At 72.7% G+C, this 22,737-nt stretch carries 20 protein-coding genes; 10 read left to right on the top strand and 10 right to left on the bottom strand.

The annotated features are described in order from the left end of the window. The first annotated feature begins 24 nt into the window (after nt 1-24). Complete coding sequence (locus tag B9S58_RS16205) at nt 25-2,460, top strand: PQQ-binding-like beta-propeller repeat protein (protein WP_181009330.1); 2,436 nt, start codon at nt 25-27, stop codon at nt 2,458-2,460. Nucleotides 2,461-2,553: 93 nt separating this feature from the next. Here B9S58_RS16205 and B9S58_RS16200 read toward each other — a convergent pair whose 3' ends face one another. Next, a complete protein-coding gene (locus B9S58_RS16200) occupies nt 2,554-3,276 on the bottom strand; it encodes a hypothetical protein (RefSeq protein ID WP_103532816.1) in 723 nt (240 codons plus the stop codon). A gap of 216 nt (nt 3,277-3,492) precedes the next feature. Between B9S58_RS16200 and B9S58_RS16195 the strand changes: the two genes are divergently transcribed. Continuing rightward, nucleotides 3,493-4,017, top strand: a complete 525-nt coding sequence (locus tag B9S58_RS16195) for a hypothetical protein (RefSeq protein ID WP_103532815.1) — start codon at nt 3,493-3,495, stop codon at nt 4,015-4,017. A gap of 37 nt (nt 4,018-4,054) precedes the next feature. On the opposite strand, the gene B9S58_RS16190 is transcribed toward B9S58_RS16195, so the two are convergent. Genes B9S58_RS16190 through B9S58_RS16180 form a run of 3 tightly spaced genes read right to left on the bottom strand, consistent with a single transcriptional unit; the run spans nt 4,055 to nt 6,449 of the window. Further along, complete coding sequence (locus B9S58_RS16190; protein WP_103532814.1) at nt 4,055-4,831, bottom strand: enoyl-CoA hydratase/isomerase family protein; 777 nt, start codon at nt 4,829-4,831, stop codon at nt 4,055-4,057. A gap of 3 nt (nt 4,832-4,834) precedes the next feature. After that, a complete protein-coding gene (locus B9S58_RS16185; RefSeq protein ID WP_103532813.1) occupies nt 4,835-5,296 on the bottom strand; it encodes a Zn-ribbon domain-containing OB-fold protein in 462 nt (153 codons plus the stop codon). 4 nt (nt 5,297-5,300) lie between these two features. Beyond that, complete coding sequence (locus B9S58_RS16180; RefSeq protein WP_103532812.1) at nt 5,301-6,449, bottom strand: lipid-transfer protein; 1,149 nt, start codon at nt 6,447-6,449, stop codon at nt 5,301-5,303. 98 nt (nt 6,450-6,547) lie between these two features. Here B9S58_RS16180 and B9S58_RS16175 point away from each other — a divergent pair, with 98 nt between their 5' ends. From B9S58_RS16175 to B9S58_RS16165, 3 genes are all read left to right on the top strand, one after another. Further along, nucleotides 6,548-8,101 (top strand): FadD3 family acyl-CoA ligase, encoded by a 1,554-nt coding sequence (locus tag B9S58_RS16175; protein WP_103532811.1) that lies wholly within the window; start codon nt 6,548-6,550, stop codon nt 8,099-8,101. 88 nt (nt 8,102-8,189) lie between these two features. Beyond that, nucleotides 8,190-8,468: a hypothetical protein gene (locus B9S58_RS16170; protein ID WP_258044619.1), complete on the top strand. Its 279-nt coding sequence runs from the start codon at nt 8,190-8,192 to the stop codon at nt 8,466-8,468. Beyond that, complete coding sequence (locus B9S58_RS16165) at nt 8,468-8,863, top strand: PIN domain-containing protein (RefSeq protein ID WP_103532809.1); 396 nt, start codon at nt 8,468-8,470, stop codon at nt 8,861-8,863. The genes B9S58_RS16170 and B9S58_RS16165 overlap by 1 nt, the downstream gene beginning before the upstream one ends. Before the next feature lie 138 nt (nt 8,864-9,001). Here the strand turns inward: B9S58_RS16165 and B9S58_RS16160 are convergent, their stop codons facing one another. Further along, entirely contained in the window at nt 9,002-9,187 is a 186-nt protein-coding gene (locus tag B9S58_RS16160) for a hypothetical protein (RefSeq protein ID WP_103532808.1), read from the bottom strand. A 206-nt stretch (nt 9,188-9,393) separates the two neighbouring features. Next, a complete protein-coding gene (locus B9S58_RS16155; protein ID WP_103532807.1) occupies nt 9,394-12,360 on the bottom strand; it encodes a BTAD domain-containing putative transcriptional regulator in 2,967 nt (988 codons plus the stop codon). A gap of 291 nt (nt 12,361-12,651) precedes the next feature. On the opposite strand from B9S58_RS16155, the gene B9S58_RS16150 reads away from it, so the two are divergent. Then, nucleotides 12,652-13,872, top strand: a complete 1,221-nt coding sequence (locus B9S58_RS16150) for an amidohydrolase family protein (protein WP_103532806.1) — start codon at nt 12,652-12,654, stop codon at nt 13,870-13,872. Between the two features lie 58 nt (nt 13,873-13,930). On the opposite strand, the gene B9S58_RS16145 is transcribed toward B9S58_RS16150, so the two are convergent. Further along, complete coding sequence (locus B9S58_RS16145; RefSeq protein WP_103532837.1) at nt 13,931-14,758, bottom strand: MerR family transcriptional regulator; 828 nt, start codon at nt 14,756-14,758, stop codon at nt 13,931-13,933. A gap of 183 nt (nt 14,759-14,941) precedes the next feature. Further along, a complete protein-coding gene (locus tag B9S58_RS16140; RefSeq protein WP_003984261.1) occupies nt 14,942-15,145 on the bottom strand; it encodes a cold-shock protein in 204 nt (67 codons plus the stop codon). A gap of 319 nt (nt 15,146-15,464) precedes the next feature. On the opposite strand from B9S58_RS16140, the gene B9S58_RS16135 reads away from it, so the two are divergent. The 4 genes from B9S58_RS16135 to B9S58_RS16120 all read left to right on the top strand — a co-directional run bounded on the left by B9S58_RS16135 (nt 15,465) and on the right by B9S58_RS16120 (nt 20,756). Continuing rightward, complete coding sequence (locus B9S58_RS16135; protein ID WP_103532805.1) at nt 15,465-16,346, top strand: menaquinone biosynthetic enzyme MqnA/MqnD family protein; 882 nt, start codon at nt 15,465-15,467, stop codon at nt 16,344-16,346. A gap of 246 nt (nt 16,347-16,592) precedes the next feature. Next, nucleotides 16,593-18,623: a serine/threonine-protein kinase gene (locus B9S58_RS16130; RefSeq protein ID WP_103532804.1), complete on the top strand. Its 2,031-nt coding sequence runs from the start codon at nt 16,593-16,595 to the stop codon at nt 18,621-18,623. A gap of 72 nt (nt 18,624-18,695) precedes the next feature. Next, nucleotides 18,696-19,895: a cyclic dehypoxanthinyl futalosine synthase gene (gene mqnC, locus B9S58_RS16125; protein WP_103532803.1), complete on the top strand. Its 1,200-nt coding sequence runs from the start codon at nt 18,696-18,698 to the stop codon at nt 19,893-19,895. Nucleotides 19,896-20,105: 210 nt separating this feature from the next. Next, entirely contained in the window at nt 20,106-20,756 is a 651-nt protein-coding gene (locus B9S58_RS16120) for a hypothetical protein (RefSeq protein WP_103532802.1), read from the top strand. A 29-nt stretch (nt 20,757-20,785) separates the two neighbouring features. On the opposite strand, the gene B9S58_RS16115 is transcribed toward B9S58_RS16120, so the two are convergent. Together B9S58_RS16115 and B9S58_RS16110 are read right to left on the bottom strand one after the other, a co-directional pair. Next, on the bottom strand, nt 20,786-21,820 hold the full coding sequence (locus B9S58_RS16115) for a DUF3152 domain-containing protein (RefSeq protein WP_103532801.1): 1,035 nt from the start codon (nt 21,818-21,820) through the stop codon (nt 20,786-20,788). Then, complete coding sequence (locus B9S58_RS16110; RefSeq protein ID WP_103532800.1) at nt 21,817-22,728, bottom strand: hypothetical protein; 912 nt, start codon at nt 22,726-22,728, stop codon at nt 21,817-21,819. The genes B9S58_RS16115 and B9S58_RS16110 overlap by 4 nt, the downstream gene beginning before the upstream one ends. Nucleotides 22,729-22,737 lie beyond the last annotated feature (9 nt).

Here is a 22,737-nt window from a genome sequence, read left to right as displayed (position 1 = left end):
CGTCAACGGGGAGGTGGCAGGCAAGTGGTGGAGCAGCTGACGCAGCACGACCCGAGACGGATCGGCCCGTTCGAGGTGCTGGGACGGCTCGGGGCCGGCGGCATGGGGCTGGTCTATCTCGCACGCTCGGCATCCGGCCGGCGGGTGGCGATCAAGACGGTGCGGACCGAGCTCGCCGAGGACCAGCTCTTCCGGGTCCGCTTCACGCGCGAGGTCGAGGCCGCCCGCGCGGTCAGCGGGTTCTACACCGCCGCCGTGGTCGACGCCGACCCGCGTGCCGCCGTGCCCTGGCTCGCCACCGCCTATGTCCCGGCGCCCTCGCTCGAAGAGATAGTGAACGAGTGCGGTCCCATGCCCACCCAGGCCGTGCGCTGGCTGGCCGCCGGTATCGCCGAGGCCCTCCAGTCCATCCACGGCGCGGGCCTCGTCCACCGCGACCTGAAGCCGTCCAACGTCCTCGTCGTCGAGGACGGCCCCCGGGTGATCGACTTCGGCATCGCGTCCGGCGTCTCCAACACCCGGCTGACCATGACGAACGTCGCCGTCGGCACGCCCGCGTACATGTCGCCCGAGCAGGCCCGGGACTCCCGCAGCGTCACCGGGGCCAGCGACATCTTCTCGCTCGGCTCCACGCTCGTCTTCGCCGCCACCGGGCACGCCCCCTTCCACGGGGCCAACCCCGTCGAGACGGTGTTCATGCTGCTGCGCGAGGGCCCCGACACCGGAGGCCTGCCCGACGACCTGCGGCCGCTGATCGAGTCCTGCATGCAGATGGACGCCACCCAGCGGCCGAGCCCCGCCGACCTCCAGGCGCAGCTCTCCCCGCATCTCTTCGCCTCCGGCAGCGACGACAGCGGCACGGCCTCGGCCTGGCTGCCGCCCCTGGCCACCGCGATGATCGAGCGTCGCAGGGGCGGCGGGCGCACCGCCCCGCCCGTCCCGGCGATGCCCCCGCCGCCCCCGCGGCAGCCCCCCAGGTCCCCGGAGCGGGACACCGCCTGGCGCAGCGGGGCCGATCTGCGTTCGCCCTCGCCGCTGGCCTCGACCTCGCCGATGTCCGGCGCGTCCGGTCCGGCCCCGGCCACCTCGGCGGGTCCTTCCGCCGCTCCCGACAGCGGGCCCGTCCAGCTGCCCGGCGCCAAGGTGCCGATCGGCCCCGGTCCGCGTGCGGGGGAGGGCCGCGGGGCGGCCGCCGCGCACCCGGCCGCCGCGACCGGCTGGGTCCGCCCGCCCGCCGGAGTGAACGGTTCACCCGCGGCCACGGCCCCCACCGCCCCCGTCCCGGCCCCGGGGCCCGCGCCGGACGGCGCGGTACCCGCCCCCGACCGCTGGCGGCCCTGGCGCTTCCGTATGTCCAACGACGTGTGGGGCACGCCCGTCGTCTCCGGCGATCTGCTGTACGTGACGTCCTTCGAGGTCCACGCACTGGACGTGGGCAACGGGCGGCGCCAGTTCAAGACCCGGGACGTGGCCTGGGCGATGGCCGTCGAGGGCGGCAGGATCCACGCCTCGGACGGCCCCTCGCTGTACGCGCTGGACGCCACGACCGGGGCCGAGCGGTGGCGGCTTTCGACCGACGCCTGGGTGTACGCCCTCAAGGCCGACCGGGGCACGGTCCTCACCGCGACCCGGGGCGGCGGCGTCCAGGGCTGGGAGGCCTCCAACGGCGAGAAGCTGTGGGAAATCACCGGTGCGCAGAGCGACTTCGAGACGGCGGAGGCCGGTCCGGTCATCCACGACGGCACGGTGTACGTCTGGCAGGACGCCCGGCTGCGCGCGCTGGACGCCCGTACGGGCATCGAGCGCTGGTCGTACCCCATCGGCGACGCGGCCTCCTGCGGCGGCGTCCCGGTCCGGGTCACCCCGGCCCCCGACGGCTACGTCTACATCGCGGCGGGCACCCGGGTGCTGGCGGTGGAGACCGGCTCCGGCCGGGTGCGCTGGCACTTCGAGTCGCCCGCGGTCTTCCTCTCCCCGCCCGCGTTCGCGCCCGGCCCGGCGGTGACCGGCGGCGGGGTGTACCTCGCGGACTACCTCGGCACGGTGTACGCGCTGGACGCGACGACCGGCAAGGACCGCTGGCGGATCGCCACGGAGGCCCGCTCCTCCATCGAACCGGTGCTGGTCGCGGTGGGCAACGTGCACGTCGGCAGTGGCAGCGCGCTGTACACCCTGGACGCGGTCACCGGCACCCCGAAGTGGCGCTTCGCGGCGGGCGGCGACGTGGTGGGCTCCCCGGTCGTGGCGGACGGCCGGGTCCACTTCGGCTCGGCGGACCATGTGCTGTACACGCTCGACGCGGCGGGCGGCCAGCTTCGCTGGAAGCTCGCGACGGGCGGCGAGATCACGGGCTCGCCGGTGGCCCGGGCGGGCGTGGTGTACGCCTGCAGCAAGGACCGTTGCGTGTACGCACTGGACGCGCTCAAGGGCACGGGCACGGGGAACCGGGCGAGGGCCTGAGCGGTTCTGCCTCTCGTCCTCGAACGCCGGACGGGCTTGGTTCTCCAGCCCGTCCGGTGCTTCTTGAGGACGGAACTCTCGACGGGGTGACCGTCAACCCTGCGCAGGCGGACGCGGAGGCGGGTGCGGCGGATGTACCGGATCCCGGGGGTCGTCCTCCGGATGCGGCGCCTGCGGACAGGGCCGCGTGCGAGGGTCATGGGGGTCATGGGGGTCCCGGGGGTCACGGGAGTCCCGGGGATCGGGCCCCGTGTACGGGTCCGCCTCCGGCTCCGGCCAGGGCGAGGTCTGCACGGACATCCCCGGCTCCTGCGTCGGCGGCCATGTGTCCACCTGATCCGCCGCCGGCGCGGCGTACGGCTCCACCGGTTCCCGCACCCGTTCCGGCCTCCGCTCCCGCCGGCTCCGCCGGCCCCTCATCAGCAACGCCCCGATCAGCATCAGCAGCCCGCCCGCCAGCGCGTTCGCCACCCCCACCTGCAACCCCGCTCCGTCCCCGCCCACCACCAGCGAGCCCGCCGCCTGCCCCTGGCGGACCATCCACAGGACCGTGAAGCCCAGCACCATCAGACCCGCGAGGGCGACCACGAGCCGCGAGCGGAGCACCACGCCCACGACCACCAGCAGCGCCGCGGCCAGGAACGGCAGCAGGATCGAGACCAGCACCCCCGACTCCGTGACGGTGATCCCCTCGAAGAGGTCCCGTACGCGGTAGTCGCGCCCGACCCGCCCGTCGTACCACTCACGGAACGGGCTCAGCACGGCGGAGGCCGCCCCCGCCAGGGCGACGAGGGAGCCGAGGATGTTGCGGATCATCGGCGGCCTCCAGGGCGTCGTCCAGTGCGTACGCGGGCATCCCCTCCCGCAGCCGACGCTACGCCGGGACGATCACCCCCGCCACGCAGACCATGACGGGACCGTGACAGGGTCATGACTTGGGCAGGAGGTCGCGCACGGCATGCTGAGGGGGACAACGCACCGCACGCCATCGCGCGAAGTACCGGCAACGAAACTCAAGGGGGGGCTGCATCCATGATGCGGCGACAGACGAAGCTCGCGGCGGTTCTGGTCGTGGTGGTGCTCGCACTCACCGGATTCTCCACCTCCAGCAGCGGCGGCAAGAGCAAGAGCGGCAAGAGCAGCAGCTCGGGCGGCGGCTGCTCCAGCTCGAAGAAGAGCAACAACGGCTACCGCGACCACGACTACGACGACGACTACGGCGACTCCTCGTCCTCCGGCTCGTCCGGCTCCTACGGAATCCCGACGCCCACCGCGTCCGACGCCCCCGCCGTCCGGGTGATCCGCTGCGCCGTGCCGCGCAAGGGCAAGCGCAAGGCGGTCACCTCGTCGCTGGTGGAGCTGCGGGCGCAGGAGCCGGGCACGCAGGCGTACGAGATCGACGTCCGGTTCGTCGACGGCCTGGGCAACACCGTGGACACCGCCGAGACCACCGTGAACCTCGACGGCGGCGAGGCCCGCACCCTCACCCTGCGGATGGAGAGCCCCGGCAAGGTGTCCCGGGTCAAGCGCTGCGAAGTGACCGCCGAGGCGGTCTGACCGGCGCACCACCGCACCCCGGAGAGCCGCGGGGCGCTCACCGCACCCGGGGCCGGCCGCCCCCGCCCCGCGCCGCGAACAGCTCCGCCTGCCGTTCCGGGGCCAGGTTGCCCAGGGCGATCAGCGCCGGGGCCTGGGCCATCGCCTGGGTCCTGGCGGCCTCCTTCGCGGACCACACCGCCCGGACCGTGCCCTGCACCGCCTCCGTCGGGTATCCCGCGATCACCGCCGCCGACCGCAGCGCAGCCGCCACCGCGCCGCCCGGCTCCGTCACCTCGCTGACCAGCCCGACCGCGTACGCCCGCCCGGCGCTCACCCGCTCCGCCGTGCCCATCAGGGACATCCGGGCGACCTCCCCGAACGGCATGCGCTGAGCCATCGCGATCGCCTCGTACGCCGAGACCATCCCGTACGTCGTGTGCGGGTCGAAGAACGTCGCCTCCCGGGACGCGACGACGAACTCCGCCTCGCCCAGCAGATAGAACGCCCCGCCGCAGGCCATCCCCTCCACCGCCGCGACCACCGGCTTCCACAGGTCGTTCGCCTTGGGCCCGATCCGCAGGAGGGGGTCGTCGAGGGCGTACGGGGACGGGGGCTGCGGGAGGGTGACGCCCCGGTCGATCCCCGTACAGAAGGCACGCGTCCCGGCCCCGGTGAGGACGACCGCCCGAACCGTCTCGTCGTACCGCAACTCCTGCCACAGTGCGGCGAGTTCCCCGGCCGTCTCCAGATCGATCGCGTTCAGTTTCGCCGGCCGGTCCAGGGTGACGAGCGCGACCCCGGTCTCGGTGTCCCGTTCGGTGCGCAGGGCCATCGCTCACCGCTCCAGGAGCCAGCGCACGAGCGTGAGGCCGGGTGCGCCACCGGGTTCGACCGGGCAGAAGACCGCCCGCACCGGAGCCCCGATCCGCAGCCGCGCCGGGTCCACCGAGTTCAGCGGCGCGTCGGAGGAGGCGACGACGTTCCCGGCCAGCCGGATGTGCGGGGCCTCCGCCAGCTCGACCAGCACCGCGTTGTACGGGGCCTGTTCGGCGTAGGCGGGGAGCAGCGGCGGGTGCGGGACCACGTACGACCAGAGCCGGCCGCGCCCGCTCATCTCCCGCCACTCGCTCCCGAACGACCCGCAGTGCGGGCAGCACGGCCGGGGCGGGAAGCGCAGCTCGCCGCAGGCGGGGGCGGCGCAGGCCTGCACGCGCAGTTCGCCGCGCGCGGCGTACTCCCAGAAGGGCGCGCCGTCCTCGTCGGCGACGGGAAGCAACAGGGAATCGTTCACGTCCATCTCCTCAGCTCCTCAGCAGCACAGCGGACGTCGGTACGCCCTCACCGGCGGTGACCAGGCAGGTGGCGGCATTGGGCACCTGGGCGGTGGAGGTGCCGCGCAGTTGCTTCACGCCCTCGGTGATGAGGTTGAAGCCGTGGACGTACGCCTCGCTCAGCCCGCCCCCGCCGGTGTTGACCGGCAGCCGCCCCCCGCTCTCCAGCGCCCCGCCCTCCGTGAACGCGCCGCCCTCGCCGCGCCCGCAGAAGCCGTACCCCTCCAGGGAGAGCGGGACGAGCGGGGTGAACGCGTCGTAGATCTGGGCCACATCGACATCGTCCGGTCCGAAGTCGGCCTGGTTCCACAGGTGTCGGGCGGCCGTCCAGGCGGGTCCGGTGAGCGGGTCGTCGTTCCAGTAGTTGACCATCCCGTGGTGCTGGGCGGGCAGCCCCTGGGCGACGGAGTGAAGGTAGACGGGCTTCTGCGGGCAGTCGCGGGCGCGTTCGGCGGAGACGATGACGCAGGCCAACGCCCCGTCGGTCTCCAGGCAGTTGTCGAAGAGGCAGAGCGGTTCGCTGATCCAGCGGGAGTTCATGTACATCTCGCGGGTCAGCGGGCGCTCGTACATGATCGCGGCCGGGTTCTGGTTGGCCCGGTTGCGGCAGGCGAGCGCGACGTTGAAGAGATGGTCGCGGGTGGCCCCGTACTCGTGCATGTAGCGCCGGGCCAGCATGCCGATCTCGTCGGCGGGCCGCAGCAGGCCGTAGGGCCGGGTCCACTGGGCGGGGGTGGGGAGCTGAACGGCGGTGTTCTTCCACGGCCGGGGCCCGGAGCCGCGTTTGCGGGACCGCCAGGCGACGCCGACGCTCGCCTGCCCGGTGGCGACGGCGGCGGCGAGATGGGCCAGGGTGGCGCAGGAACCCCCGCCCCCGTACCCGACCTTGCTGAAGAACGTGACGTCTCCGGCTCCGATCGCCTTGGCGACCTCGACCTCGTCGGTCTCCTCCATGGTGTACGAGGCGAAGCCGTCTACTTCCGACGGTGCGATCCCGGCGTCGTCGAGGGCGGCCAGGATCGCCCGGCAGGCGAGAGCCCTCTCGGACTCCGGGAGCCGTTTCGCGAACGCCGTCTGCCCGATCCCGGCTATCGCCGTCGCGTCCTTGAGCGTTGCCATCCGCTGACCTCCCGCACCGTCGCGCCTGCTGACAGCGGCAGAGGCTACCGCTAATCTGACGGATAGTCAGCTAGTGTGGCGACGGGAGGGGGCGCGTGATGCGGGGCGACGAGGAATGGTGCAGCATCCCGGAGCTGGTGCGGTCGGCGGCGCGGCGCCACGGCTCCGCCGAGGCGGTGGTGGACGGCCGGACCCGGCTCTCGTACGCCGAGCTCGGCGACCGGGTGGAACGCGCGGCGGCCGCCTGCATCGCCTCCGGAGTGGAACCGGGGGACCGGGTCGCGATCTGGGCACCGAACACCCTGGACTGGATCGTCTCCGCGCTCGGGGCGGTGACGGCCGGCGCGGTGCTGGTCCCGCTGAACACCCGCTTCAAGGGCACGGAGGCGGCGTACATCCTGCGGCGCAGCCGGGCCAGGCTGCTGTTCGTCACCGGTACGTTCCTGGGCACCTCGTACGTGGCGTCGCTGCGGCGGGCGGAGGTGAAGCTGCCGGACCTGGAGAGGGTGGTGGTGCTGGCGGACACGGCCCCGGAGGACTACACGAGCTGGCCGGACTTCCTGGCGGCGGGGGAGGGCGTCCCGTCCTCCGCCGTACGGGAACGGGCGGCGGCCATCGCCCCCTCGGACCCCTCGGACATCATCTACACCTCCGGCACCACGGGCCGCCCGAAGGGTGCGGTGATCACCCATGAACAGACGCTGCGCGCGTACGCGATCTGGAGCGAGCTGGCGGGCCTGCGTGAAGGTGACCGCTACCTCATCGTCAACCCCTTCTTCCACACCTTCGGCTACAAGGCGGGGATCATCGCCTGCCTGATGCGGGGGGCCGCGATGGTGCCGCAGCCGGTGTTCAACGTGGACACGGTGCTGGCGAACATCGCGGCGGAACGGATCTCGGTCCTGCCGGGACCGCCCACCCTCCACCAGTCGCTCCTGGACCACCCGGCACGCGACGCCCACGACCTCTCGGCCCTCCGCCTGGTGGTCACCGGCGCGGCGGTGGTCCCGCTCCAACTGGTGGAGCGCCTGCGTAGCGAACTCCGCATCGCGACGGTCCTCACGGCGTACGGCCTCTCCGAGGCGAGCGGCATCGTCACCATGTGCCGTAGGAGCGACGCGCCGGAGGTCGTGGCCACCACGTCCGGCCGGGCGATCCCCGGCACCGAGATCCGCGTCCTGGCGGAACCGGGCGCTCCGGGCGAGGTGCAGGTCCGCGGCTTCCACGTGATGACCGGCTACTTCGAGGACCCGGACACGACGGCCGCCACGATGACCGGGGACGGCTGGCTCCGCACCGGGGACGTGGGCGTCCTGGACGCGGCGGGCAACCTGCGGATCACGGACCGGATCAAGGACATGTTCATCGTGGGCGGCTTCAACGCCTACCCGGCCGAGATAGAGCAGCTCCTCGGTCTGCACCCGGACGTGGCCGACGTCGCGGTCATCGGTGTCCCGGACCCGAGACTCGGCGAGGTCGGCAAGGCCTACGCGGTCCGCCGCCGGGGCGCCACGCTCACCGCGGACGACCTGATCGCCTGGTCCCGCCGCGAGATGGCGAACTTCAAGGTACCGAGGGCGGTGGAGTTCGTCCCGGAGCTCCCGCGCAACGCGAGCGGCAAGGTGGTGAAGGGGGAGCTGCGGGGGCGGTAGGCCTCAGGTGGGGAACGTTCATTCGATTTCACTGGATGGAGTGAGCGGGGGAGGCTGTCGGGGGCGTCCCGGCGGTATGGTCGAGAGTATGGCAACCAAGAAGTACACGGTCACCCTGCCGGAGGAGCTGGCGGAGGAGATCCGCAGCGAGGTGGGCCCCGGCGCGTTCAGCGCGTATGTCACGCGGGCCATAGAGCGGCAGCGTGAGCATGACCGGCTGGGGGAGCTGGTCACCTGGATGCAGGAGAAGGACGGCCCGCTCACCGAGGAGGAGCAGGCCGCGGCCGCCGCGGAGCTGCGCGACATCGAGCGGTGGTTCGAGGAGCGGGAAGCCGACGGCCTTGGCGATCAGCCGGCTGCCGCCTGATGAAAGACATCTGCTTCGTCCTGGACAGTGAGGCGTTGTCCAGGATCGCGCTGCGGGATCGCACGTTCACAGGCATCCTGACGAAAGCCCATCAGTCGGGCATCCGGGTGGTGACCAGTTCCATGACGCTCATCGAGGCGTATCACGGCAAGATCCGCATGCCGGCGTGGAACTGGGCGATGGCACGGGTGGTCGTCGAACCCGTCACCAAGGACATCGCCGACGAGGCGATCCGCCTTCTGCGCGAGGCCGGACTGCACGGCCACAAGTACGCCATCGACGCCGCGCTCGCCGCCGTCGCGCACCGGCAGACCGGCCGGACGGCGCTGTTCACGTCCGACCTGGACGACCTGGGGAAGCTGTGCCGGCCGAGGGTGCAGCTGCGGGGCCTGTAGGCGTCGGTCCCGGACATGCGTGAGGGGCCCGAGCGTTTCCCCCGTCTCGGGCCCCTCACACATTCCCCCGTACCGCGACCGCGGCGGCTCCCCCTCGGCGTCGCCGCGGCCGCTCCCCCGTATCCCCGTCGGGAAGGTCTACTTGGCGGGCTCGCTCGTGGCGTGCATGTCACCGGTCGTCGTCTCGCCGCCGGTGGCGTGCATGTCCTGCGGCTTGAGCGGGCTGCCGGTGGCGTGCATGTCCTGGGTGGTGATCGTCTCGCCGCCGGTGGCGTGCATGTCCTGCGGCTTGATGACCGGGTTCTTCTTCGTCGCGTCAGCCATGATTCGTTCTCCCGTTGGCAGTGCTCGTGTCGAGTGGTGGGGCCCGCCCGGCTGTTCCCCCGTGGACGGCCGGGCGGGCGCCTCAGGGCCGCTTACCTTAGTGCCACGGCCTCATCGCCAGCCCGTCTGCCCCCCGACGCGACGGATTGACAGACATGAGAGTGGCCGGTCGCGATAAACGAATGATGAACACCCCACGTGGACGGCTACTGAGGGGAGTCCGAGCCAACCGCTGAGAGCAGTGAGCGGACTTGGTCCGCTTCGCGTGAACCGAGTGCGTCGTAGATGGCGAGCGCCTCACGCCAGCAGACCTCCGCTCGCTCGGACTGCCCGATCTCCCTGAGGGACCGGCCGAGGACGGTGAGGATGTTCCCTCGCCGCCATTCTCCGCCGACGCCCCGCAGTGCGGTGAGGGCCTGCTCCGCTTTCACCGCCGCGTCCGTGGCGTTACCCGAGGACAGGTCGACCTCGGAGAGGCGGAACAGGGTCATTCCCTCCCACAGGCGTTGGCGGCTGGCGCGGAAGACCTCCAGCGCTTCCAGGAGCCGCTCAGAGGCCTCGGAGAACCGTCCGCTCTGGGTGAGGGCCATGCCCAGCGCATAGCGGCCGTTGGCGCTCCGGAGGGCGTGGCCCATGCTGTCGTAGACGGCTGTGCCCTCCTCGGCCAACGCCACCGCGCTGGTGATGCGTCCGGTCGCCAGGTGTATGCGCGAGAGGTTGCACAGGGCGCTCGCCTCACCCGGCCTGTCCTGAATGCCGCGGAAGTTGTTTATGGCCTGGTTGAAGTACCGTTCGCCGTCTTCGTGGCGGCTCTGGTAGAGCGCCATGATGCCCAGGGCGTTGGGTGCCCAGCAACTGGGCATCGGGTCATGCTCGGGTTCAACCAGGAGTATGACGTTCTCAGCCTCCTGCTCGGCCTGGTCGAACCTGCCCGAGGTGTGGTGCACATCGGCCAGGGTGACGAGGGCGCGGGCTTCCGACCGCTGATCGCCGCTGGTTCGCGCGGCGTTGCGAACAGTGATGGCGGCGGTCTCGTACTGCTTCGCGTTGGCACCCGATTCCCCCAGGTCCAGGGCCGCCCACAGGAGGTCGACACCTCGACGCAGGGTTCCGGGTCCCGAGGACTGCTGGACGCAGGCGAGCAGAGGGCCGGCCTCCGTGTACAGCCAGTCCAGCGCCGCGTGCCGGTCGCCGAACGCGAGGCCCGGGTGGTCCGTCCGCTCCAGGTGATCCACCAGCCGGTCCCCCGGCCGCTCCAGCGCGTACACCCCCGCCGCCGTGGCCAGATAGAAGTCCAGCAGCCGCGACAGCGCCAGCTCCCGCTCCACCGGTGACCGCTCGTCCCGCTCCGCGCACGCACGCGCGTAGAGGCGCACCAGGTCGTGGTACCGGTAGCGGCCCGGGGCGGCGGACTCCACCAGGCTCGTGTCGACCAGGGCCTCCAGGAGGTCCTCCGCCGCGTGCGGGTCCAGGTCCAGCAGGGCCGCCGCCGCGGCGAGGGAGATGTCCGGGCCGTCCGCGAGGCCCAGGAGGCGGAAGGCGCGGGCCTGGGCCGGTTCCAGCTGGCCGTAGCCGAGTTCGAACGTGGCCTTCACCGCGAGGTCGCCCGCCTGGAGCTCGTCCAGCCGGCGGCGCTCGTCCGCGAGCTTGGCGGCGAGGACCGAGACCGTCCAGGTGCGGCGGGCGGCCAGCCGGGACGCGGCGATGCGGATGGCCAGGGGCAGGAAGCCGCACGCGGCCACCACGTCCAGCGCCGCCTCGCGCTCCGCGCCGACCCGCTCCGCCCCGACGATCCGGGTGAACAGCTGCAGCGCCTCCTCCGGCGACATCACATCCAGGTCCACCAGATGCGCCCCGGCCAGGTCCACCATCCGCACCCGGCTCGTCACCAGCGCCGCGCACCCCGGCGTACCGGGCAGCAACGGGCGGATCTGGGCGGCGTCGTGGGCGTTGTCGAGGAGGATCAGGATGCGGCGGCCGTCCAGTGTCGAGCGGTACAGCGCGGCCCGCTCGTCCAGGGTTTCCGGAATCGCCGAGTCCGCGGTCCCGAGCGCCCGCAGGAACGCCCCGAGCACAGTCTCCGGCTCGGCGGCCCGGGCTCCCGCGCCCTGGAGGTCGACGTAGAGCTGCCCGTCCGGGAAGTGCCGACGGGCCTGGTGGGCCACGTGCACGGCCAGCGTCGTCTTGCCGACGCCGCCGATCCCGGCCACCGCGGAGACGGCCATCACCGTGCCCTCGGCGGCGGCCAGCCGGCTGCCGAGCTCGGACACGAACGCGGACCGGCCCGTGAAGTCGGGCACGGTCGCCGGGAGTTGCGCGGGGCGCAGCGGTGCGGGCGCGGGGGCGGGCTCGTCCGCCGGGCGGGCCAGCTCCTCGTCGGCGCGCAGGATCCGCTGCTGGAGCTGGGCCAGTTCGGGGCGCGGGTCGACGCCCAGTTCCTCCGCGAGGAGCCGGCGGGTGTCCGCGTACACGGCGAGGGCCTCGGCCTGCCGGCCGCTGCGGTACAGCGCCACCATCAGCAGCTCGCGCAGGCGTTCGCGCAGCGGGTGCGCGGCGGTGAGCGCGGTCAGCTCGGAGACCGTCTCCGCGTGGCAGCCGACCTCCAGGTCCAGGTCGAGCCGGGTCTCGGTGAGCTGGAGCCGCCACTCCTCCAGCCTGGTGCGCTGGTTGTCCGCGTACGGCCCGGGGACGGAGGCCAGCGCCTCGCCGTCCCACAGGCCCAGCACCTTGTTGATCAGGGTGCGCGCCTGGCACCGGTCCCCGGCCGCGCGGGCCTTCTCGGCCTCGGCCGCCAGGTCCTGTGCCAGCGTCAGGTCGAGCGTGGCCCGGTCGGTCCGGATCGCGTACCCGCCGGACTCGCTCACCAGGGTGTCCTGGCCCAGGATCTTGCGCAGCCGGGAGGCGTACGTCCGGATCGTGGCCAGCGCCTGCGAGGGCGGGTCCTCGCCCCAGAACGCGTCGATCAGCTCGCCCGCGGTGGCCGTCCGGCCATCGCGCAGCAGCAGCGCGGCCAGCAGGGCGCGCTGCTGGGGCGAGCCGGAGGAGAGCAGCTCCGAGCCCCGCCAGGCCCGTACGGGGCCGAGCACGGTGAACCTGAGGGCGTCCGCCGTACCCGGTTTCTCCGGAGCACGCTGCTCCGGTACGCGCACGCGTGGCCCGTCGTCACGGTCCATTGATGCCCCCTGTCCTGCTCGCCTGCCGGTCCCGCTCGTCTGCGGATCCTGCCGGTGGTGCCCGCGCCCGAATGTCCGCCCGTGCGTCGATGTGCGGCAGGCATCCGGATGGCGCGGTACCGCTGGTATCGCGCTCAACAGTCTGCCTTGTCCCGGGCGGACTCGTCAGCAGTGGGTGACGCTCTGCACAAGCCCTCGACAACGATTCGGGAACCATGCCCCGTGCCGCGTCAGGGGCCAATGCGCGCACGATAGCTGACGGTTCGTCAGATCAGCGCTACCGTGGAGCGCATGGAGACCTTCCCGAAGATCATCTCGGTGGACGACCACACGGTGGAGCCCGCTCATGTCTGGCGGGACCGGCTTCCGTCCAGGTATGCGGACTCCGGGCCGCGCGTCGTCCGCGCACCGCTGAAGGAAATGACCTTCATGGGCGGCAGGTTCGCGCCCGTGATGGGCGCGAAGGGCGACGACGGGCCAGTCGGCGACTGGTGGGTGTACGAGGATCTGCGCCGCCCGCTCACCCGCCTGGACACCGCCGTCGGCTACGACAGGGACGAGATCAAGCTGGAGATCATCACCTACGAGCAGATGCGGCCGGGCTCCTTCTCGGTCCCGGACCGGCTCGCCGACATGGACGTCAACCACGTCCAGTCCGCCCTCTGCTTCCCGACCTTCCCGCGCTTCTGCGGACAGACGTTCACCGAAGCGAAGGACCGCGAGCTGGGGCTCCTCGGTGTGCGCGCGTACAACGACTGGATGGTGGAGGAGTGGTGCGGACCGGAGGCCCACGGCCGCCTCATCCCGCTCACGCTCGTCCCGTTGTGGGACGCGGAGCTCGCCGCCGCCGAGGTCCGGCGCAACGCCGCGCGGGGCGTGCGCGCGGTCGCGTTCTCCGAGATACCTCCCCATCTCGGGCTTCCGTCCATACATGCGGACGACTGGGATCCGTTCCTCGCGGCCTGTGACGAGACGGGCACCGTGATCGCCATGCACATCGGCTCCTCGTCGAGGATGCCGTCCACCTCCGCCGACGCCCCGCCCGCCGTCGGCTCCACCATCACCTTCGCCAACTGCTGCTTCTCGATGGTCGACTGGCTGATGAGCGGCAAGCTGGAACGCTTCCCCAACCTGAAGATCATGTACGCGGAGGGGCAGATCGGCTGGATCCCGTACATCCTGGAGCGCGCCGACGTGGTCTGGGAGGAGAACCGGGCCTGGGGCGGCGTCGCCGAGAAGGTCCACCGGCCGCCGTCCGAGCTGTTCGCCGAGCGTGTCCACGGCTGCTTCTTCGACGACGCCTTCGGATTGAAGAACCTCGACGCCATCGGTGTCGGCAACGTCCTGTACGAGACGGACTACCCGCACTCCGACTCCACCTGGCCCCGCTCCCGCGAGGTCGGCGAGGAGCAGATGGGCCACCTGGACCCGGACGTCGTCGACCGGATCGTCCGGGGCAACGCGATCGACCTGCTGGGGCTCACGGAGGACGGGCTCTGGGCGGGCGCGTAGGCGGAGACGTCGATACGGGGAGGAGCACCGGTACGGCTGCTCCTCCCCGTACCCCGGATCAGGCCTTCGCCACCGGCTCCTGGAGTTCCGTCACCCACGCGCTCCGGTCCGCCGGGCACTCCAGATTGACCTCACGGGCGTAGCCGGTCGAGCGGTAGCCGTTGGCGTCCAGCCAGCGGGCCAGGATGTGGGTCGCCGGCAGGACGTCGTCCATCGCGCCCCGGTGCACGATCGTCGCCGCCTCGAACGGCGGCAGCTCCACCACCCGCACCTCCGTGTCCCCGACCGCGCCCACCGGGGCCGACACCGTCACCCCGGCGTGCACGACGATCGCGCCGTCGCTCCCGGGGCCGTCCTCGTACCGCGCGATCCCGGGACCGATGGGCCGGACGCCGGCGCCCTCCAGGAGCGGGAAGAGCTTCTCGTGCAGCGGGCCGATCACCGGCCCGATGTCCTGCGGCTGGTAGCTCGTGGCCGTCCCGGTCAGCTCGGCCACCCGGACCGCCGGAACGGTCTTGACCACAACGTCGTCGGCAGGCATGTGCCCCTCGCTCTCGATCGACCGGAGCCTCGCCTCGACCCGGGCCAGCCGCGCCGACGTGGCCGCCACCGCCTCCGCCAGCTCGGCCCGGCGCAGCCGCAGCATGCCGCGCAGCTCCTCCGGGCCCACCTGCTCGTCCAGGACCGCCCCCACCTGCTGGAGCGTGAAACCGAGGTCCTTGAGCGCGATGATCCGGTTGAGCCGGGCGAGCTGGGCCGCGCCGTAGAGGCGGTAGCCGGTGGCGGGGTCGGTGCGGGCCGGGCGCAGCAGACCGATGGCGTCGTAGTGACGCAGCATGCGGGGCGACACCCGTCCGTACCTGGCGAAGTCTCCGATGGTGAACATGATGGCTCCCACTGCACGCCTTCACACGGTGTCAAGGTCAAGGGCCGCCGGGGCTTCTCGCTGCACCGCCGTGGCCCGACAGATCCGGTCGTACACAGGCAGGAGCCCCGCTCCTCCGCCGAAGCGGGGGAGCGGGGCTCCTTGGGTACTGCTTGTACGGCCGCGATCGACCGACCCGGGCAACTAGACCGGGGTGACGTTCTCAGCCTGCGGACCCTTGGGTCCCTGAGTGACGTCGAAGTTCACCTGCTGGTTCTCCTCGAGAGAGCGGAACCCGGAGGCGTTGATCGCGGAGTAGTGAACGAAGACATCCGGGCCGCCGCCGTCCTGGGCGATGAAGCCGAAGCCCTTTTCAGCGTTGAACCACTTGACGGTTCCGGTAGCCATAAGCCCTCCTTGGGCCAAAGGGTTGCCCTGCTCCAGAACCTGCAAACAAGTCTGAAAACTACAAAAGCCTGCGGGTTACATGCTCCGCAGGCTCTGTACTGCAAGGGAAACCAAACTGCAACTTGCGGGCGAGCCTAGCACGCAGTCTCTGGCGAGCGGTAGAGGGAAAGATCACTGCACCCGAATGTTTGACAGCCCTCGTCAGGCGTCCGACGGAAGGCCCCCGGAAGAGGCGCGGAGCGGCGTACGGACGGGGCGCGGACCAGGGTGCGCGGGCCCCGGTGGCGCTCGCGGCCGAATGCGGGTCTAGCCTCGCGATGTGGACAATTCAACCGTCTCCCCCCGTGAAGGCGACGACGACCGTCGCAGCCGGCCCCGCGTCGGCCACATTCAGTTCCTGAACTGCCTCCCGCTGTACTGGGGCCTGGCCCGGACGGGAACCCTGCTCGACCTGGAGCTCTCCAAGGACACCCCGGAGCGGCTCAGCGAGCAGCTGATCAGGGGGGACCTGGACATCGGCCCGGTCACCCTCGTGGAGTACCTGCGCAACGCCGACGACCTGGTGGCCTTCCCCGACATCGCGGTCGGCTGCGACGGGCCCGTCATGTCCTGCGTGATCGTCTCCCAGCTCCCGCTGGAGCAGCTCGACCGGGCCAGAGTGGCCCTCGGCTCGACCTCCCGCACCTCGGTGCGGCTGGCCCAGCTGCTGCTTGCCGAGCGCTACGGGGTCGAGCCCGACTACTACACCTGCCCGCCCGACCTGGGCCTGATGATGCAGGAGGCGGACGCCGCCGTGCTGATCGGCGACGCCGCGCTGCGTGCCAACCTGCACGACGCCCCCCGGCTCGGGCTCCAGGTCCACGACCTGGGCCAGATGTGGAAGGAGTGGACGGGGCTGCCGTTCGTCTTCGCCGTCTGGGCGGCCCGCAAGGACTTCCTCGCCGCGCACCCCGAGCAGGCCGCCCAGGTCCACGAGGCGTTCCTGGCCTCCCGGGACCTCTCCCTGGAGGAGGTCACCAAGGTCGCGGAGCAGGCGGCCCGCTGGGAGGCCTTCGACGCGGAGGTACTGGAGCAGTACTTCACGACGCTCGACTTCCGCTTCGGCCCGGACCAGCTGGCCGGTGTCCGCGAGTTCGCCCGCCGGACGGGCCGGGACACCGGTTACCCGGCCGACGTCCGCGTGGAGCTGCTCGGCGGCTGATCCGGGGAATGGGGAGAATTCCCTTTCCGTCCCGGGGCAGGGAATGCGAGGGCAAGGCGGAACAACACATTCACGCCTTTCCCCGGGGCGAAATGATCCCCTCCTGACCGGAGAAGGGGGAATGGTCCGGCCGTTTCCCGGTGACCGCGCCGGTGGCGCCCCCTAGGCTTCGGTCCGGGTCCGGACCGTCCACAGGGAATACCGTCCACGGGTTCACCGTCCGCAGGGTTCACAGGGGGAGTCCATATGCAGCCGCTGGAAGCGGGCGAACCGCACACCATCGGTGCCTACCGGCTGCTCGGCAGGCTCGGCGCGGGCGGCATGGGCCGGGTCTATCTGGGCCGCAGCGCGGGCGGGCGCACGGTCGCGGTCAAGGTCGTCCACCCCCAATTCGCCCTCGACGAGCAGTTCCGCGCCCGGTTCCGGCGCGAGGTGGAGTCCGCCCGGCGCATCGGCGCCCAGTGGACGGCCCCGGTCCTGGACGCCGACCCCGACGCCCCGGTGCCGTGGGTGGCGACCGGGTACGTCGCCGGGCCGCCGCTCTCCCAGGCGATCACCGAGCACGGCCCGCTGCCCGAACACGCGGTACGCACCCTGGGCGCGGGTCTCGCCGAGGCCCTCGCGGTCGTCCACGGCCAGGGCATCGTCCACCGCGACGTGAAGCCCTCCAACGTGCTGCTCGCCCTCGACGGCCCCCGCCTCATCGACTTCGGCATCGCCCGGGCCCTCGGCGCGACCGTCTCGCTCACCTCCACCGGGGTCTCCGTCGGCTCGCCCGGCTACATGGCGCCCGAGCAGATCCGGGGCGGGGACGTCTCCGGCGCGGCCGACGTCTTCTCGCTGGGCGCGGTCCTCGCGTACGCGGCGACGGGCGCGGCCCCCTTCCCGGGCGATTCCTCCGCCGTGCTCCTCTACAAGGTGGTCCACGAGGAACCCGAACTGGGCGACCTGGAGGGCGAACTGCGCGAGGTGGTCGCGGGCTGCCTCGCCAAGGACCCGGCGGTCCGCCCCGCCCCGGCCGACCTCGCCCGTGCGCTCGCTCCCGGCGGGGCGGCGGTGATGGTGGCGGGCGGCTGGCTGCCGGGCCGGCTGGTGCGCGAGGTCAGCCGGTCCGCGGTGGCGCTGCTGGACCTGGAACCGCAGGACGCGCCGGTGCAGTCGGGGCCCGTACCGTTCAGCAGCGCGTCGCTGGGAGCGGGACCGGGGCCCGGGCCCCGGCCGGGGGAGGCCGCACCGGGCCGGGGCGGGGAATTCGGCCCGCCCGCCCCGAGCCCGCAGGGAGCGCCGTACGGGACACCGCGTCCGCAGGAGGCTTCGCAGGGAGCGCCGTATCGGACACCGAGCCCGCAGGAGGCTTCGCAGGGAGCGCCGTACGGGACATCGAGCCCGCAGGAAGCCTCGCAGGACGTGCCGTACCGGACGCCGCATCCGCAGGACGACGCGTACGGGACACCGCATCCGCAGGACGACACGTACGGGATGCCGCCCCCGCCACCGCCACCGACGCCTCCGCGCGCGAAGCCCGCACCCACCGCACCCCCGCCGCCCCCCACGCACGCCGGGACCTACCGGCAGGGTGGCGACGGCGTGCACGGCGCATACGGCGCGAGTGGCCTGCCCGAGCAGCGCGACGGCGGCGACCCCCGTCTCTCCCTGACCGTCAGCGCCGAGAACCGGCGGACCTCCGGGGCGCGCCGCGGCCGCCGGGTCAGCTGCACCGTCGCCCTGGCCGTGGCGGGCGCGCTCGCGGTCGTCACCCTCGGCACGGGCCTGCTCGACGGCTTCTTCCCGGACGGCGACGCCGACCGGGGCAAGGGCAGCGACAGCGCGGCCAACCCGCCGCCCTCCTCCGCGAAGCCCACGCCCGCCGATTCCGCCGGCGCGAGCGAGGCCCCGGCCGGCGCGCTGCCGAAGGCGTACGTGGGCACCTGGAAGGGGCCGGTCACCGAGAAGACGACCGGTCAGCCGCACGGCACCCTCACCGCCGTGTTCACCGAGGGCAGACGCGGCGAGCAGGTCGTCCGGATGAGTACGACGATCTCCCAGCTCGGCATCACCGTCACCTGCAACAGCGTCGGCACCCTCGCCTCCGGCACCGCGAAGGAGCTGAACATCCGCGAGGCCACCGACCCGGACCGCCCCAGCACTCCCGGCCTGTGCACCACCACCGAGGCCGACCTGGTCTTCCGACTCGCGGACGACGGCACCCTGGACTACCGCTCGAAGGAACGCGCCGCAGGTCTCCCGTACGGGAAGCTCACCCGGTCCGGCGGCTGACGGCGCACATCGCTGGCGTACGCTGGATCGGTCCGAGGATCCGTAGAAAAACCGCCGAAAGGTGACAGCCCGGTGACCGAGAAGGCCGACCTTCAGCCCGTCCTCGACCGAGCCGCCGAAGGCGGTCGGATCACCCCGGAGGAGGCGCTCGACCTCTACCGGTCCGCGCCGCTGCACGCGCTGGGCGCCGCCGCCGACGCCGTACGCCGCCGCCGGTACGCCGGTACGGAGCACATCGCGACGTACATCATCGAGCGCAACATCAACTACACCAACGTGTGCGTGACGGCCTGCAAGTTCTGCGCCTTCTACGCACCGCCCAAGGCCACTGACAAGGGCTGGACCCGCGACCTCGACGACATCCTGCGCCGCTGCGCGGAGACCGTGGAGCTGGGCGGCACCCAGATCATGTTCCAGGGCGGCCACCACCCGGACTTCGGCGTGGAGTACTACGAGGAGCACTTCTCCGCGATCAAGAAGGCGTTCCCGCAGCTGGTCATCCACTCGCTGGGCGCCTCCGAGATCGAGCACATGGCCCGGATCTCGAAGGTCTCCGCCGAGGAGGCCATCAGCCGGATCCACGCCGCAGGGCTCGACTCCTTCGCCGGCGCGGGCGCCGAGCTGCTGCCCGCCCGGCCGCGCACCGCCATCGCACCGCTCAAGGAGTCCGGCGAGCGGTGGCTGGAGATCATGGAGATCGCGCACGGCCTCGGCGTCGAGTCCACCTCCACCATGCTGATGGGCACCGGCGAGACCAACGCCGAGCGCATCGAGCACCTGAGGATGATCCGGGACGTCCAGGACCGCACGGGCGGCTTCCGCGCCTTCATCCCGTACACCTACCAGCCGGAGAACAACAAGCTGAAGGGCCAGACGCAGGCCACCCTCTTCGAGTACCTGCGGATGATCGCCATCGCCCGGCTCTTCCTCGACAACGTCGCCCACATCCAGGGCTCCTGGCTCACCACCGGCAAGGAGGTCGGCCAGCTGTCGCTTCACTACGGCGCGGACGACCTCGGCTCGATCATGCTGGAGGAGAACGTCGTCTCCTCGGCCGGGGCCAGGCACCGTTCCAACCGGCTGGAGATCATCGACCTGATCCGCAAGGCGGACCGGGTCCCCGCCCAGCGCGCCACGACGTACGAGCACCTCGTCGTGCACGACGACCCGGCGATGGACCCGGTCGACGAGCGGGTGGTCTCGCACATCTCCTCCACCGCGATCGAGGGCGGCACGGCCCACCCGGAGCTGAAGCTCCTCAACGCCAACTAGGGCCTTCCGTCTGGATCAGGGTGGGCTCGCGTGCCCCGGCACGCGCTCCCCCGAGCTCTCGGCCTCGCTCGTCGAGCAGGGGAGGCCCCATCCGCGTTGCCTCAGTCCGTGTTGCCTCAGTCCGTGTTGCCTCAGTCCTCCGCCTTGCAGCCGCACGCACCGGACTCCGCTCCCTGATCCGAACTGATCCAGACGAAAGGCCCTCGCCCTGTGCTGACGATCCATGCCGCGCCCCTGGTCCTCCCGGTGGGCGCGGCGGCCGTCGTGGACGGTGCGGTCGCGGTGGACGGCGACCGGATCGCGGCCCTCGGCCCGTACGAGGAGGTCGTCGCCGCGTACCCGGCCGCCCGGGTCCGCCGCTGGCCCGGCCTCCTCACGCCCGGACTGCGCCAGGACCGGGCCCGGGAGCTGCTCGTCCGCTGCTACCACCCCGACCCGCGCGAGGCCGACGAGCTGGGCGAACTGCCTTTGTGGGGTGAGGAGTTCGAGCGGCTCGCGGCGGCGATGGACGCGACCCGGCGGGCCGGCAGCGTCCGGCGCGGGCTCCAGCGGATGCTGCGGCACGGCACCACGCATGTGGTGGGCCCGTTCGGTGCGGACGAGCCCGCGCTGCGCACGGCCGTCTCCCGGTCGGGGCTGGTCCAGGCCCCGCCCCCGCCCGTACGCGGGGGCGTGCCGGACCTGGACCCCTTCGCGGCCGGCGGGGAGCTGGCCGGCACGGCCCACGGCCCGCTGACCGTGGGCGGGCGCGCGGACCTCGCGGTCTTCGACGTGCCCGACGAGGCGGCGCTGCGCGCGGGCGGGGCGGGCGCCTGCGTGGCGACGGTGCTCGCGGGGCGGCTTGTGCACCGCGCCCGCTGAGACCGACTCCGTACGCTCCGTGGAGGAGGTCACGGCACCTTCGGGCCGCCCAGATACATCCCCTTGGTGTCGTACGGCCAGGCGTTGGCGACGCAGCCCTTCAGCCCTTTGATCTGCTGCATCATCGCGGGCGCGGGACGGCCCTCCCCCGGGCAGGTCTCGTGGCCGTGCCCCAGCCAGTGGCCGACCTCGTGGTTGACGATCAGCGCCCGGTACTCCGAGACGGGCCCGTCGAACTGCGGCGAACCGAGCTGCCAGCGCTTCAGGTTGACCATCACCTTCTCACCGCCCCGGCAGTTGACCTCGCCGCGCGTGTTGAGGCCGTAGGCACCGCACAACCGGTCCGTGGTCGCCGGAGTGGCGATCTTGATCACGAGCCCCGCCGAGCCGTCGGCGACCTGGCGGAACGATCGGTCGCCACCGTGGCTCCAGCCGCGCGGATGGGCGAGGACGGCGGCGATGTCCGCGGCGGCCCGGTCGGGGTCGACGCCGATGCCGTCCTCCACCTCGACCCGGTAGGCGCTGCCCTTGCCCTTCGCGGTGACGCCCGCACGGGCCACGGTGAACGTGCCGGGTCCCGAGGCGGGGACGTCCTCGGCCCGGAGGGTGTCCTCCTCCTCTTCCTCCGAGGCGGAGGCGGACGGGGACGGGGACGGGGACGGCGGGGGAGTGGGCGGCGGGGTGTCCTCCAGCGGCTCCGCGCTGTCCGCTCCGCCCGCCGGAGCCGTACGGGACGGGGCCGGCGCCGCGTTCGCCGGACCGCCCCCGTCCTGCCAGGGGTGGCCGACGAGGAGCGCCGCGCCCGCCACGGCCGCGAGGGCCAGCACGGCGAGGCCGATCGCCCGGCGTCGGTTCCGCTGCCTACGCCGCGCCCGGGACCGTACCGCGGACCGGGAGCCGCCCCGGGAACCGGTCCGGGTGCGTTCCGCGCGTCCTGCGCGCCGTCCCGGGGTCCGGGGCGGCGGAACCCGCAGCCGGAACGTTTCCTCGTCACGGTCCGGTTCCGCGTACGGGGGTTCCCCGTACGCGGGCGGCAGCGTGCCCGTGGTGCGGCGGCGCGTCACGAGGCGGCCCCGCTCCGCGACACCGGGTGCTCGTCGGCGTAAGCGATCAGGTCCCCGAACCGCGGGCTCCGGGCGACCCGGACCAGGTCCCCGGCGGTGACGGGAGCGCCGCCCGCCCCGGACGGCGCGGGCGAGACGGACAGTGCCACCGTGCTGCGGCCGGACCGGTACCGGAGGGAGACCTCGGTGCCCGTCCGTCCCGCGGCGGGCCGCCGGAAGAGGTGGCCGGGTATGCCGTCGTCCAGGGTGAGGACCTCGCAGGTCAGCCTCTTCTCCGGGATGTCGCGGCAGGCGGGCGCCGCGCCCTCCTGACCCGGGCGCACCGACAGGCGGACGGAGTGCACGATGCCGCCGCGCCGCCCCTGGTAGCTCCGCGCGTCGTCGCCGACCGGCAGGACGGTCCCGATCGACGCGGGCAGCAGGGCGTCCAGCGCCCTGGCCACCCGCTGCCGGAAGTCCTCCAGGCGCGTGGCCTCCTCGGGGCCTGGACCGGGCGGGGCCGACAGGAGCGGCGTCGAGGTGGTGGGCGTCGTCGGCTCGGCCGTGGGCCCCTTCGACTCGGGGGTGGGCGTGGGGCTCGGCATCTCGGGGTGTGGCTCCGTACGTCGGGGAGAGGGGGCGGGCGAGGAGAGGGACGGTCCGGCGGGCACGGCGGGATCCGTCTCCGGTCCCGCCAGCAGCCAGGGGCCGAGGACGGCGAGGCCCAGGGTCACGGCGGTGACCGCGACGAAGGCGCCCGCGACCGCGAACGCCCGGGTCCTGGCCCGGCGCCGACGCCCCTCCCGTACGGCGTCGGCGACCAGATCCGGCTGGAGGGACAGCGGGCCGACGGCCCGGTGCAGGGCGTCCCGGAACAGCTCTTCGTCGGGCGAGCGGGGCGACAGGCGCTCGTATGGTTCAGGGGTCACGACCGGCCC

Origin of the sequence: Streptomyces sp. SM11 (assembly GCF_002910905.1) — a bacterium.
Taxonomy (GTDB): Bacteria; Actinomycetota; Actinomycetes; order Streptomycetales; family Streptomycetaceae; genus Streptomyces.
Note: the sequence above shows the minus strand (reverse complement) of the source record. Positions and strands in the feature narration are given on the sequence as shown.

Coding starts and splice junctions, on each gene's coding strand:
- B9S58_RS16200 (WP_103532816.1), bottom strand. CDS start 3,276: ATGATCCGCAACATCCTCGGCTCCCTCGTCGCCCTGGCGGGGGCGGCC.
- B9S58_RS16195 (WP_103532815.1), top strand. CDS start 3,493: ATGATGCGGCGACAGACGAAGCTCGCGGCGGTTCTGGTCGTGGTGGTG.
- B9S58_RS16190 (WP_103532814.1), bottom strand. CDS start 4,831: ATGGCCCTGCGCACCGAACGGGACACCGAGACCGGGGTCGCGCTCGTC.
- B9S58_RS16185 (WP_103532813.1), bottom strand. CDS start 5,296: ATGGACGTGAACGATTCCCTGTTGCTTCCCGTCGCCGACGAGGACGGC.
- B9S58_RS16180 (WP_103532812.1), bottom strand. CDS start 6,449: ATGGCAACGCTCAAGGACGCGACGGCGATAGCCGGGATCGGGCAGACG.
- B9S58_RS16175 (WP_103532811.1), top strand. CDS start 6,548: ATGCGGGGCGACGAGGAATGGTGCAGCATCCCGGAGCTGGTGCGGTCG.
- B9S58_RS16170 (WP_258044619.1), top strand. CDS start 8,190: ATGGCAACCAAGAAGTACACGGTCACCCTGCCGGAGGAGCTGGCGGAG.
- B9S58_RS16165 (WP_103532809.1), top strand. CDS start 8,468: ATGAAAGACATCTGCTTCGTCCTGGACAGTGAGGCGTTGTCCAGGATC.
- B9S58_RS16160 (WP_103532808.1), bottom strand. CDS start 9,187: ATGGCTGACGCGACGAAGAAGAACCCGGTCATCAAGCCGCAGGACATG.
- B9S58_RS16155 (WP_103532807.1), bottom strand. CDS start 12,360: ATGGACCGTGACGACGGGCCACGCGTGCGCGTACCGGAGCAGCGTGCT.
- B9S58_RS16150 (WP_103532806.1), top strand. CDS start 12,652: ATGGAGACCTTCCCGAAGATCATCTCGGTGGACGACCACACGGTGGAG.
- B9S58_RS16145 (WP_103532837.1), bottom strand. CDS start 14,758: ATGTTCACCATCGGAGACTTCGCCAGGTACGGACGGGTGTCGCCCCGC.
- B9S58_RS16140 (WP_003984261.1), bottom strand. CDS start 15,145: ATGGCTACCGGAACCGTCAAGTGGTTCAACGCTGAAAAGGGCTTCGGC.
- B9S58_RS16130 (WP_103532804.1), top strand. CDS start 16,593: ATGCAGCCGCTGGAAGCGGGCGAACCGCACACCATCGGTGCCTACCGG.